Origin of the sequence: Vibrio sp. 10N.286.51.B11 (genome assembly GCF_041469245.1) — a bacterium.
Taxonomy (GTDB): domain Bacteria; phylum Pseudomonadota; class Gammaproteobacteria; order Enterobacterales; family Vibrionaceae; genus Vibrio; species Vibrio crassostreae_C.
Map to the genome: position 1 here is coordinate 16,293 of NZ_JBFRKI010000038.1, position 12,048 is coordinate 28,340.

The following is a 12,048-nucleotide window of genomic DNA, read 5'->3' on the forward strand; positions in this document are numbered from 1 at the left end:
TCATATTCATCGTTCGACTGCGTCTGTATTATCAACGCTTCTTGTTCTTAGGCTCGCTGATTACGTCTGCGTCAGTCGAAGTATGATTCATATAACCTGCATTATTGGAGCTTGTCGAACTGCATGCTGATATTGCTAGAGCTACGAAGATTGCTAGAAAAATTTTCATGTGAACTCCCACTTACCTAATAATGAATTGCTTCGACATTACGTCGTAATATCATTATAGGATCACAAAGGAGTTTAATCTTTGAGCTCTTAATTTTCGTTATGAATATTGTGCTTCAAACCAGCTCTCTAAAATGACGACTGCAGACTGGTTATCGACATTGCCTTTGCTTAGCGCTTTATAGCCGCCCATTTCAAAAAGGTCGGCCCTTGCTTCTGTCGTAGAAAGTCTTTCATCATGCAGTTCAACATCGACACCAAAGCGCCCTTTTAGGCGATTGGCAAACTTCTTCGCCCTTGGTGTAATCGCGGCTAGATCTTTACCATGAAGATCGGTAGGAAGACCAACCACGATAAGATTCGGCTGCCACTCCTTAATTTGCTTTTCGATATCGTCCCAATTTGGGATGCCATCTTTGGCTTTAAAAGCTTTTAGAGGGCTTGCGGTGCCCGTGATTTCTTGTCCTATCGCACTACCGATACTTTTTGTACCGTAGTCAAATGCCATAATTGTTCGTGACATGGGGTTTCCAAATTTATCTGTGTTTGAGAGTGTCTGTTTATTTTACTTAGTTGATTTGAGCTAGGCGTGACCAGCGTCTGCTGAAAGCTGAGCTGCATTAATGCCTAACATCTGTACAGCGACTTTCCAGCGGTCAGAAATCGGTGTATCGAAGATGACCTTCGGATCGGCTTCAACGGTTAACCATGAGTTCTCGGTCAGTTCTGTTTCCAGTTGTCCGGGTTCCCATCCTGCATACCCAAGTGCGACTAAATAATTCATCGGCTCATCTTCTGTGCCCAACACCATCAAGATATCTTTTGAGGTTGTCACTGAGATTTGATCCGTCATGCTGATACTGGATTGATAGTTGCCTTTAGGTTTGTGCAAAATAAACCCACGGTCTTCTGCGACCGGTCCACCATTCAATACAGGCTTATCAAGACTTGCTTGGTTGGGTTTTGGCTGATCAGAATCAACCTCAACTTGCTTAAGCATGCTACCGACAGTGACATCAATAGGGGCGTTGATCATCAAACCCATCGCGCCTTCGTCATTGTGCTCACAAAGGTAAATCACCGAATTTTGAAAGTATGGGTCTTTCATTCCGGGCATAGCAACCAGAAAGTGGTTCGTTAAATTCATAGAGCCTCCTGCCAGTGTGTTCCCAGTAAAGGAAAAAGAGCGGCGTAAAGCCGCTCATTGTTCTTTGCCTAGATATTTCTGTGTTTTCGAATAGCTAAGGCTTTCTTTAGTTTAGGCTATTTAGCGTTAACGCGACGCTCAATTGCATCCATTAATTTACCTGTAACTGAAATATCAAAAGCGGCTTCAATTTCACGGATACAAGTAGGGCTAGTCACGTTAATTTCAGTCAGCTTGTCGCCGATAACATCAAGCCCAACAAAGATTAAGCCTTTCTCTTTCAGTGCTGGAGCAACTGCTCTTGCGATAGCCCAGTCTGTTTCACTTAGAGGACGAGCTTCACCTGTACCGCCAGCAGCAAGGTTACCTCGAGTTTCCCCTTTTGCAGGAATACGCGCTAGACAGTAAGGCATTGGCTCACCGTCAACCACAAGAATACGCTTATCACCATTGCTGATGTCTGGAACAAAAGTTTGTGCCATTGCGTAGTTCTGACCGTGGTTGGTCAAGGTTTCAATAATAACTGATACGTTTGGATCGCCTTCTTTCACACGGAAGATAGACGCGCCGCCCATGCCATCAAGTGGTTTTAGAATCACGTCGCCGTGTTCTTCTCGGAACGCTTTAATTTTTTCAGCTTTACGAGTCACGATGGTGGTCGGTGTCAGTTCAGGGAACCATGCCGTGAACAACTTCTCGTTACAGTCACGTAGGCTTTGTGGTTTGTTGACGATCAGTGCGCCGTTCTCTTCAGCACGCTCAAGAATGTAAGTTGCGTAGATGTACTCAGTATCAAACGGAGGATCTTTACGCATTAGTACCGCATCTAAATCGGATAGCGCGATAGTCTGTTCTGATTTGAACTCGTACCAACCGTTTGGATCTTCTTTTAGTTCAACAACCTTAGTGTCAGCAATGGCTACGCCTTGATCTAAATGTAGATCATCCATTTCCATGTAATGGATTTCGTAACCACGACGCTGAGCTTCAAGCATCATGGCAAAGCTAGAGTCTTTTTTGATGTTAATGGATGAAATTGGATCCATTACGATGCCAAGTTTGATCATTTTTTTCTCCTAGCCTAGATCGCCAAAACGGACTTGTAAGGCAGTAATTGCGGTTAGAGCTGCTGTTTCGGTACGAAGTACACGTGGGCCGAGTAGCGTCTCTTCAAATTTGTATTGTTCTGTCATGCCGATTTCTTCAGCCGACAAGCCACCTTCAGGGCCGATCAATAGGCGTACCTTACTGATAGGTTCTGGAAGGGTATTAATTGAGTATTTTGCACGAGGATGTAAGTTCAGCTTTAATGCTTCACTCGGTTCGCTACACCACTCTTCAAGTTGCATGATAGGGCGAATGACTGGAACCGTATTGCGGCCACACTGTTCACACGCCGCGATAGCAATCTTTTGCCACTGTGCGAGTTTTTTCTCGAAGCGTTTTGTATCAAGCTTAACGCCACAGCGCTCTGAAATTAAAGGGGTAATGGTGTTCACACCAAGCTCAACCGATTTCTGAATCGTGAACTCCATTTTGTCGCCACGTGAAATCACTTGGCCTAAATGTAAGTCTAACGGAGATTCGCTGCTGCGTTCGATGCGTTCAGAAACATTAACGGTGACATTTTTCTTTGATACTTCGGCTATCGTCGCAGGGAATTCAGCGCCACTGCCATCAAATAGAAGGACTTCTTGGCCTTCTTTCATGCGAAGGACACGACCAACATGACCCGCGGCATCTTCGCCTAAAGCGAGTGAACCTAACTGATGAATGCGTTCTGGGTGATGAATACGAGGGATTCTCATGCTGGTAAACCTATAAATATGTTCATTTGGGTATTTTGTCTCTGCTTAACATGGATGCTTTTAGTTGAAAAAACAAGGGTAGAGCAAGAGTTTCAGGGGCAATTCTGAAACTCTTGTTTGAGATAGTTAGGAATGTTGATTGTACGAGCGACGTTATTTACAAGCAGGGTAAACAAATGGGTTGTGATTACCTTGGATGGCATAGATTCGCTCATCACGAGTACATTCCCACTTGTCGACAGGAAATTGCTTGTTCCACGCCATCATTAGGTTGGTTTGTTGCTTAGATAGTTTGAAACCATACTCTTGGCTCATGTAAAGGTAAGTACGCGCGATAGAGCCTTTTGCTCTGTCTGGCGGCATAACTTTACGCTGCTTGAAGTTGACCTGCATTTCGCACTGACCATAGCTCACGCCATCCATTCCATTCCACTGGCTGAAGTTGTAGTTCGAACGGTCACCATTTACTTCACCGATAGCTGGCGTTAGGTTGTGAAGGTCGGCTTCCATGGATTTGAATATTTTGTCATTGCGAGTGCAGTTCTTGCGCCCACCATCTTGCCAACACTGACGCTGGTGGCCAAATTGCCAAGCTGGAACCACGTGTTCCCACTCAATTCGACTCGCCCGCTTTTGTTGTTTTCGGACTTGATAGCCACAGCCATCAAGGTCGGGAATGCCTTTCTTTTTGTCCTTCCAAGTAATGTCACAGCCGCAATAAAATGAAGTCGGATGGTCGAGGTAAATCTTCACCGCTTCTCTTTTTGCTTTGGAAAATGAGCTCGGTGGTGCGGCGAGAACGCTTTGGGTTACCAGTAGGCCAAATACTATTGTTAAGTAAAAAGATACAGGTAGGCCAAATGCTTTGAAGGTGAGTTTTTGCATAGAAAAAGACTGATAAAAGTATGATAAACATCAGTCTAGCACTCAAATGTTAGATCTCTCTATTAGATTTGTTCTACCGAGTAAATCAACCTGTCACTAGCTTAGTTGAGTTCCCGTGAAAGCTAAGGTTTGCTGGCACAATTGGCAGCGGTAGGTCGATTGATTCCGAAGTACTTTGTTGTGTCGTCTGATTGATAATGGGTAAGTGGTGCACTCACATCGATATTCAAAGGTTTTCCCTTGAACTGACGCGATTTCAAAGCTGTGAGTTGTTCTGGCTGGCACGTTGAATACTTTTTCCATCACGTATTTCCACTCGTTTCCGTGAGGCCTAACACGTCCGAAAACCTGATGCGTGATCAGGTGTGCGAGTTCATGTGGCACAACCTCGTTGATGAAGGCATCTTCATTTTCAGAAAATAGTACGTGGTTGAGCTTAATTTCGTTGAGCTGAAGGTAGGCCTTTCCCGCCGCTTTGCCTCTTAACTTGAAGGTGATAGTTGGGTGTGGAAATTCACGAGAGAAATGTTGATTTGCGATAGCTAGGCATTCGGCCAATTTCTTATTTGCTCGGTGTTGTTGCGGGGTGTAAGACAAACGTTGTTAACTCCAAATAAAAGGCCTCAGCGTTTAAACCAAGGCCTAATCATAACATTGCTTGTTGATCTAGCGATGCTTTACACGTGATGTTTTTTCTTAATGATCTCGTGATAAGCGTGCCATGTAGCATAGCCAAGTAGCGGCATGGTGACGATCATTCCGATGCCGTAGGTGGCAAAACCCACCAGAATACCGGCACAAATAATACTTGCCCAAACCACCATTGCAGGAATGTTCGATTTCACGGCATTAAAGCTAGTGAAAATTGCACTCATCACATCAACGCGTCTCTCCATCATTAACGGAATTGAAAATGCTGAGATGCTAAATATGAGGCTTGCGATGACAAAACCAATCACAGAACCCGTAATTAAGAAGGGAGCGAACTCAGCCAGTGGTGCGCCTTGCACTGAAGGGTAGAGCGCGTGCAATAACGCAGCGATACGCATCCAGAATATCATCGCAACCATCAATACGATCGCAAAGGCCCATTGGTGGGTGGAGTTGCGAGTGATGGCTTTCATCGAGTGCAGTAGGCTTGCGTTATGGCCTTTTTCTCTTTCCCAAGCTGCGTCATACAAGCCCAGAGCAAGAAACGGCCCTATTAGCATGTACACGATCAGGCTTGGCATTACGACCAAGTGTGTTCCTTGCCATTGGACAAGCTGAACAATGGCGATTGCCGCTCCCATAAAGCACAAACCGTAGAATGCGCTGATTAATGGCATTCTTACTAAGTCATGCAGAGCAAGCGACAACCAATGAAAGGGTGCGGAAATACTGATTTGGTTACAAGGAATGGTGCGAGCGTAATCCTTATCGCTGACCTTGTGTTTTTTATCGTTCAGTTCGGATGGGTGCGCGGTACGAGGCATAGATCCCCCTAGTTAAATAACGTCCTAGTTATAATTCCATAAGGCTCATCGATGTGGCTTGTGTGAGAGTTATGGTGTTGAGCTAAATTGCTCTTTGTCATCCCAGTTTTTGTTCTAGCGTGCATTTAACGAGCGTTATCAGGCTGAATTAATTTAAGTTAAATGTGAGCTTGATCTCTTAGGAGTTACCTTAACTATTGTCAGTAGTGTTAGAAAACACAAATTATCAGCGGTTTTTTATACTAAGTGGTTAACGGTAAAGAAGGGCATTAGAGAAGAGAATGGCGAGTGAAAGTAAGGTAAGTACATAAAAATAAAGCCCTTACTAAGAAGTAAGGGCTTTAAAGAAACAAATCGCAGTGGCTAAATTATTTTAGGCCAGCGAAGTCCGCAAGGATTGCTGCTTTGTCAGTCGCTTCCCAAGGGAACTCTTCACGACCGAAGTGGCCGTATGCAGCAGTCTGCTTGTAGATAGGCTGAAGAAGGTTCAACATCTCTTGAAGACCGTATGGACGTAGGTCGAAGTTTTGACGAACTGCTTCAATGATAATTTCGTGAGCTACTTTTTCAGTACCAAACGTTTCAACCATGATAGATGTTGGATCAGCAACACCGATAGCGTAAGACAGTTGAATCTCACAACGGTCAGCCATGCCAGCAGCAACGATGTTTTTCGCAACGTAACGAGCCGCGTAAGCTGCAGAACGGTCAACTTTTGATGGATCTTTACCAGAGAATGCACCGCCACCGTGACGAGCTGCGCCGCCGTAGGTATCAACGATGATCTTACGACCTGTTAGACCACAGTCACCCATTGGGCCACCGATTACGAAACGGCCTGTTGGGTTGATGAAGAAGTTAGTGTCTTTGTTGATCCACTCAGCAGGAAGTACTGGTTTGATGATCTCTTCCATTACTGCTTCACGTAGATCCGGTGTTGTTACTGAATCGCAGTGTTGAGTCGAAAGAACAACAGCGTCGATACCAACGATTTTACCTTGGTCGTATTGGAACGTAACTTGAGATTTCGCATCAGGGCGAAGGAAGTCAAGTTTACCGCTCTTACGTACTTCAGCTTGCTTCTTAACAAGAAGGTGAGAGTAAGTAATTGGAGCCGGCATTAGGATTGGTGTTTCGTTAGTCGCGTAACCAAACATGATGCCTTGGTCGCCTGCGCCTTGCTCTTTAGGGTCTTCTTTATCAACACCTTGGTTGATGTCTGGAGACTGCTTACCAATTGTGTTTAAAACAGCACAAGAGTCAGCGTCAAAGCCCATGTCAGAATGAACGTAACCAATTTCACGTACTGTTTCACGAGTGATTTCTTCGATATCAACCCATGCAGACGTTGTTACTTCACCGCCAACCATAACCATGCCGGTTTTAACGTAAGTCTCACAAGCAACACGTGCTTTTGGATCTTGTTCCAAGATGGCATCAAGAACAGCATCAGAGATTTGGTCTGCAATTTTATCTGGATGGCCTTCTGAAACAGATTCAGAAGTGAATAGGTGCTTAGCCATGAGAGCTCCACTTTTAGTTTTTGGTGTAAATAGTTTATGGCGTCGCAAGCTAGGAAGCGCCGCCATTAAATACAGTATATTTTGTAGGTGTTTCTACATCTAGACGGCTATTCTAAATTCCAGCGGTCGAATTACAAGCTCTTTTTTATGATATGTCATAACTAATCGTTTGCGTATCGATCGAGATAAGCCACTGCCAAGTGATGTAAATGTTCGAAAATTGCGAAAAATGACCGTTAAAATGCCAGTAAAACGTTTGCAGTCGCAATAGTCGTTTGAGAGAATACCCGCGCTAATAAAAATGAAAACTTTAGCAATTATCTCTTTTTTAAATCGCTTATGTATCCAGGAGCAGACATGCCTTCTCGTAAAGATCTAGCCAATGCAATCCGCGCACTTAGCATGGACGGTGTTCAACAAGCAAATTCAGGCCACCCAGGCGCACCTATGGGCATGGCTGACATCGCTGAGGTTCTTTGGCGTGGCCACTTGAACCACAACCCAGCAAACCCAGAATGGGCTGACCGCGACCGTTTTATCCTGTCTAACGGCCATGGTTCAATGTTGATTTATTCTCTGCTTCACCTTGCAGGTTACGAGCTTTCAATTGAAGACCTGAAAAACTTCCGTCAACTGCACTCTAAGACTCCAGGTCACCCTGAGTACGGTTACGCTCCTGGTATCGAGACAACGACTGGTCCTCTAGGTCAAGGCATCACTAACGCTGTTGGTATGGCAATGGCTGAGAAAGCACTGGCGGCACAGTTCAACAAAGAAGGCCACGACATCGTAGACCACTACACTTATGCATTCATGGGTGATGGCTGTCTGATGGAAGGTATCTCTCACGAAGCATGTTCTCTAGCAGGTACGCTAGGTCTTGGTAAGCTGGTTGCTTTCTGGGATGACAACGGCATCTCTATCGATGGTGAAGTTGAAGGTTGGTTCTCTGACGATACACCTAAGCGTTTTGAAGCATACGGTTGGCACGTAATCCCAGCAGTAGATGGTCACGACTCTGATGCTATCAACGCAGCGATTGAAGCGGCTAAAGCGGATCCTCGTCCAACGCTTATCTGTACTAAAACTATCATCGGTTTTGGTTCTCCAAACAAAGCGGGTACGCACGACTGCCATGGCGCTCCACTAGGCGCTGATGAAATCACAGCAACTAAAGCAGCATTGGGTTGGGAACACGGTCCTTTCGAAATCCCAGCAGATATCGCAGCTGAGTGGAATGCGAAAGAAGCAGGCGCAGCGAAAGAAGCAGCGTGGAACGCGAAGTTTGACGCATACGCAGCGGCTTACCCAGAGCTAGCAGCTGAATTCAAACGTCGTACTAACGGCGAGCTACCCGCTGAGTGGGAAGAGAAAGCAAACGCAATCATTGCTGATCTTCAAGCTAACCCAGCAAACATCGCTTCACGTAAAGCATCTCAAAACGCACTAGAAGCGTTTGGTCAAATGCTTCCAGAATTCATGGGCGGCTCTGCTGACCTTGCGCCTTCTAACCTGACTATGTGGTCTGGTTCTAAGTCTCTTGAAGCAACTGACTTTTCTGGTAACTACATCCATTACGGTGTACGTGAATTCGGTATGACGGCTATCATGAACGGCATCGCTCTGCACGGTGGTTTCGTACCATACGGCGCAACGTTCCTAATGTTCATGGAATACGCGCGTAACGCAATGCGTATGGCTGCTCTGATGAAAGTTCAGAACATCCAAGTTTACACGCACGACTCTATCGGCTTAGGCGAAGATGGTCCTACTCACCAACCGGTTGAACAGATCGCTTCTCTACGTCTAACGCCAAACATGAGCACATGGCGCCCATGTGACCAAGTTGAGTCTGCTGTTGCTTGGAAACTGGCTATTGAGCGTAAAGATGGTCCTTCATCTTTAATCTTCTCTCGTCAAAACCTTGCACAACAAGATCGTAATGCTGAGCAAGTAGCTAACATCGCTAAGGGTGGTTACATCCTGAAAGATTGTGAAGGCAAGCCTGAGCTAATCATCATTGCAACAGGTTCTGAAGTTGAGCTTGCTGTTGAAGCTGCTGCACAGTTAACCGCTGAAGGTAAAGCAGTACGCGTAGTATCTATGCCTGCAACTGACGCGTTCGACAAGCAAGATGCTGAATACCGTGAGTCTGTACTTCCATCTGACGTTACTGCTCGTATCGCAGTAGAAGCTGGCATCGCTGACTTCTGGTACAAGTACGTTGGTTTCGGTGGCAAGATCATCGGTATGACAACGTTCGGCGAATCTGCACCAGCAGGCGAGCTATTCAAGATGTTCGGTTTCACTACTGAAAACGTAGTAAACACCGCGAAAGAGCTTCTTGCTTAATCATTGATTGCTAGCTTAGTGCTAACAATGAAATGAATAAAAAAACCGAGCGCTGAGCTCGGTTTTTTGTCTCTGGGATTTGTTTCTCCTAGACTCATCTCTATAAGCAACAGATCAATCTGTCCTAACTAAACGGGGTTATTCAAGTAATGCCTTTTGGGTAGGATTCAGTTATCATCTGTTGCACGAAATTTTGGTTAGATGTACGGAACTATGCTAAAAGTCGCGATAAATGGATTTGGACGAATAGGGCGTAATGTATTGCGCGCTGTCTATGAAAGTGGCAAAAGCCAACAAATCAAAGTAGTAGCGGTCAATGAGCTTGCTCAGCCTGACGCTATGGCTCACCTATTGCAGTACGACACCAGTCACGGCCGCTTCGGTAAGAAAATCTCTAACGATCAAGAGCACATTTATGTCCATCATGGCATTGGTGCTGAAGACAAGGGTGAGTTTGATACCATTCGTATCTTACATCTTGCTGATATTGAGCTGTTGCCTTGGCGTGACCTTGAGGTGGATATCGTTCTCGATTGTACCGGTGTTTATGGTTGCCGAGATGACGGCCTCGCGCACATTGCTGCAGGGGCGAAAAAGGTACTGTTTTCTCACCCCGGTGCCAATGACCTCGATAACACCATTATCTATGGTGTGAACCACGATACCATCGAAGCGGACCACCAAATCGTTTCCAATGGTTCGTGCACCACCAACTGTATTGTCCCTATCATTAAGGTTCTTGATGACGCCTTTGGTATCGAGTCCGGTACGATTACGACTATTCACTCTTCAATGAATGATCAACAAGTTATCGATGCGTACCACAGCGATTTGCGTCGTACTCGAGCAGCAAGCCAATCGATCATTCCTGTCGATACCAAGTTGCATAAAGGTATTGAAAGAATCTTCCCGAAATTTTCCAACAAATTTGAAGCTATATCTGTGCGTGTGCCGACGGTAAACGTAACAGCGATGGATTTAAGTGTCACAATTAATGCAAATGTGAAAGTTAATGACGTAAATCAAACCATTGTTAATGCATCCCAGTGTACATTACACAATATAGTTGACTATACTGAAGCGCCGCTCGTTTCCATCGACTTTAATCACGATCCCCATAGCGCAATCGTTGATGGTTCACAAACGCGAGTGAGCAACGGCCACTTAGTTAAAATGCTAGTGTGGTGTGATAATGAATGGGGCTTTGCGAACCGAATGCTGGATACGGTTCTTGCAATGCAAGCTTCTGAAGGCAAGAAGTAAGACCTAGAAGCAAATGTGCGGATTATTTATTTTTTAGCTTGAAATAAATACTAAGAGTCCACATATTATTAGTAGTGAAAGAATTACCAGTTGAATAATTTATAGGCTTAGCAGGGTTGCTGAGTTTCCAAAACTTTATATTTATTTAAATTTGAGAGGACAAATCATGTCTGTGATCAAGATGACTGACCTGGAACTTGCAGGTAAACGCGTATTTATCCGTGCTGACCTAAACGTACCAGTAAAAGACGGTAAAGTAACTTCAGATGCACGTATCCTTGCATCTCTACCAACTATCAAACTTTGCCTAGAAGCTGGCGCAAAGGTAATGGTTACTTCTCACCTTGGTCGTCCTACTGAAGGCGAATACAACGAAGAGTTCTCTCTAGCTCCTGTAGTTAACTACCTAAACGACGCACTAGACTGCGAAGTTAAACTAGCTAAAGATTACGTAAACGGCCTAGAGCTAAACGCTGGTGAACTTGTTGTTCTTGAAAACGTTCGTTTCAACAAAGGCGAGAAGAAGAACGAAGAAGCACTTTCTAAGCAATACGCTGCACTATGTGACATCTTTGTAATGGATGCATTCGGTACAGCTCACCGTGCTCAAGCTTCTACACACGGCGTTGGTACTTACGCTCCTGTAGCATGTGCTGGCCCTCTTCTAGCTGCTGAGCTTGAAGCGCTTGGTAAAGCAATGGACAACCCAGCTCGCCCACTAGTGGCTATTGTTGGTGGTTCTAAAGTTTCTACTAAACTAACCGTTCTAGAATCTCTTTCTAAAATTGCTGACCAGCTTGTTGTTGGTGGTGGTATCGCGAACACATTCATCGCTGCTGAAGGCCACAACGTAGGTAAGTCTCTATACGAAGCTGACCTAGTTGAAACGGCTCAAAAGCTAATGAAAGAGTGTGCTATCCCAGTAGCAACTGACGTTGCATGTGCTAAAGCATTCGACGAAAACGCAGAAGCTGAAATCAAGCACGTTTCTGAAGTTCAAGACGACGACATGATCTTCGACCTTGGTCCAGATTCAACTGCGGCACTAGCTGAAATCATCGGCAACGCGAAAACAATCCTTTGGAACGGCCCTGTAGGCGTATTCGAATTCAAGAACTTCGAAGCGGGTACAGCTGGTATCTCTAAAGCAATCGCTGAGTCTGCAGGTTTCTCTGTAGCAGGTGGTGGTGACACGCTAGCAGCTATCGATAAGTTCGGTATCAAAGCTGACGTTTCTTACATCTCTACTGGCGGTGGCGCTTTCCTTGAATTCGTTGAAGGTAAAGTACTTCCTGCAGTAGCAATGCTTGAAGAGCGTGCTAAAGCATAATTGATTTAGAAAGGCGAGATGTGAATCTCGCCTTTTAACGTTTGCTGCATATCACACTTTTTTGCTAGAATGGCATAAGTTGTGAGCAAACGATTGC

General features: G+C 45.1%; 12 protein-coding genes. 3 read left to right on the forward strand and 9 right to left on the reverse strand.

Going from position 1 to position 12,048, the window contains the following annotated elements:
* Positions 1-31 precede the first annotated feature (31 nt).
* The 9 genes from AB4154_RS17970 to metK all read right to left on the reverse strand — a co-directional run bounded on the left by AB4154_RS17970 (position 32) and on the right by metK (position 7,006).
* Positions 32-169, reverse strand: a complete 138-nt coding sequence (locus AB4154_RS17970) for a hypothetical protein (RefSeq protein WP_170791814.1) — start codon at positions 167-169, stop codon at positions 32-34.
* A gap of 99 nt (positions 170-268) precedes the next feature.
* Positions 269-691 (reverse strand): Holliday junction resolvase RuvX, encoded by a 423-nt coding sequence (ruvX, locus tag AB4154_RS17975; protein WP_004735480.1) that lies wholly within the window; start codon positions 689-691, stop codon positions 269-271.
* A 60-nt stretch (positions 692-751) separates the two neighbouring features.
* Positions 752-1,315, reverse strand: a complete 564-nt coding sequence (locus AB4154_RS17980) for a YqgE/AlgH family protein (protein WP_017062239.1) — start codon at positions 1,313-1,315, stop codon at positions 752-754.
* A 116-nt stretch (positions 1,316-1,431) separates the two neighbouring features.
* Complete coding sequence (gene gshB / locus AB4154_RS17985; protein ID WP_004735482.1) at positions 1,432-2,382, reverse strand: glutathione synthase; 951 nt, start codon at positions 2,380-2,382, stop codon at positions 1,432-1,434.
* Positions 2,383-2,391: 9 nt separating this feature from the next.
* The gene (rsmE, locus tag AB4154_RS17990; RefSeq protein ID WP_017062238.1) at positions 2,392-3,123 is read right to left on the reverse strand and encodes a 16S rRNA (uracil(1498)-N(3))-methyltransferase; all 732 of its coding nucleotides are present in this window, start codon (positions 3,121-3,123) and stop codon (positions 2,392-2,394) included.
* Positions 3,124-3,276: 153 nt separating this feature from the next.
* Positions 3,277-4,008, reverse strand: a complete 732-nt coding sequence (locus AB4154_RS17995; protein ID WP_017063198.1) for an endonuclease — start codon at positions 4,006-4,008, stop codon at positions 3,277-3,279.
* Positions 4,009-4,104: 96 nt separating this feature from the next.
* Positions 4,105-4,605: a SprT family zinc-dependent metalloprotease gene (locus AB4154_RS18000; protein WP_017062236.1), complete on the reverse strand. Its 501-nt coding sequence runs from the start codon at positions 4,603-4,605 to the stop codon at positions 4,105-4,107.
* 80 nt (positions 4,606-4,685) lie between these two features.
* Positions 4,686-5,483 carry a DUF2189 domain-containing protein gene (locus tag AB4154_RS18005; RefSeq protein ID WP_017062235.1) on the reverse strand — a complete coding sequence of 266 codons (798 nt, stop codon included), beginning with the start codon at positions 5,481-5,483 and terminating at the stop codon, positions 4,686-4,688.
* Between the two features lie 368 nt (positions 5,484-5,851).
* On the reverse strand, positions 5,852-7,006 hold the full coding sequence (metK, locus tag AB4154_RS18010) for a methionine adenosyltransferase (RefSeq protein ID WP_017062234.1): 1,155 nt from the start codon (positions 7,004-7,006) through the stop codon (positions 5,852-5,854).
* A 357-nt stretch (positions 7,007-7,363) separates the two neighbouring features.
* On the opposite strand from metK, the gene tkt reads away from it, so the two are divergent.
* The 3 genes from tkt to AB4154_RS18025 all read left to right on the forward strand — a co-directional run bounded on the left by tkt (position 7,364) and on the right by AB4154_RS18025 (position 11,951).
* Positions 7,364-9,358: a transketolase gene (gene tkt, locus AB4154_RS18015; RefSeq protein WP_048605833.1), complete on the forward strand. Its 1,995-nt coding sequence runs from the start codon at positions 7,364-7,366 to the stop codon at positions 9,356-9,358.
* 213 nt (positions 9,359-9,571) lie between these two features.
* Complete coding sequence (gene epd, locus AB4154_RS18020) at positions 9,572-10,621, forward strand: erythrose-4-phosphate dehydrogenase (RefSeq protein ID WP_032545627.1); 1,050 nt, start codon at positions 9,572-9,574, stop codon at positions 10,619-10,621.
* A 166-nt stretch (positions 10,622-10,787) separates the two neighbouring features.
* The gene (locus AB4154_RS18025) at positions 10,788-11,951 is read left to right on the forward strand and encodes a phosphoglycerate kinase (protein WP_017059064.1); all 1,164 of its coding nucleotides are present in this window, start codon (positions 10,788-10,790) and stop codon (positions 11,949-11,951) included.
* Positions 11,952-12,048 lie beyond the last annotated feature (97 nt).

Excerpts from the sequence above, each read along its gene's own strand:
- AB4154_RS17970 (WP_170791814.1), bottom strand. The coding sequence starts at position 169 with ATGAAAATTTTTCTAGCAATCTTCGTAGCTCTAGCAATATCAGCATGC.
- ruvX (WP_004735480.1), bottom strand. The coding sequence starts at position 691 with ATGTCACGAACAATTATGGCATTTGACTACGGTACAAAAAGTATCGGT.
- AB4154_RS17980 (WP_017062239.1), bottom strand. The coding sequence starts at position 1,315 with ATGAATTTAACGAACCACTTTCTGGTTGCTATGCCCGGAATGAAAGAC.
- gshB (WP_004735482.1), bottom strand. The coding sequence starts at position 2,382 with ATGATCAAACTTGGCATCGTAATGGATCCAATTTCATCCATTAACATC.
- rsmE (WP_017062238.1), bottom strand. The coding sequence starts at position 3,123 with ATGAGAATCCCTCGTATTCATCACCCAGAACGCATTCATCAGTTAGGT.
- AB4154_RS17995 (WP_017063198.1), bottom strand. The coding sequence starts at position 4,008 with ATGCAAAAACTCACCTTCAAAGCATTTGGCCTACCTGTATCTTTTTAC.
- AB4154_RS18005 (WP_017062235.1), bottom strand. The coding sequence starts at position 5,483 with ATGCCTCGTACCGCGCACCCATCCGAACTGAACGATAAAAAACACAAG.
- metK (WP_017062234.1), bottom strand. The coding sequence starts at position 7,006 with ATGGCTAAGCACCTATTCACTTCTGAATCTGTTTCAGAAGGCCATCCA.
- tkt (WP_048605833.1), top strand. The coding sequence starts at position 7,364 with ATGCCTTCTCGTAAAGATCTAGCCAATGCAATCCGCGCACTTAGCATG.
- epd (WP_032545627.1), top strand. The coding sequence starts at position 9,572 with ATGCTAAAAGTCGCGATAAATGGATTTGGACGAATAGGGCGTAATGTA.
- AB4154_RS18025 (WP_017059064.1), top strand. The coding sequence starts at position 10,788 with ATGTCTGTGATCAAGATGACTGACCTGGAACTTGCAGGTAAACGCGTA.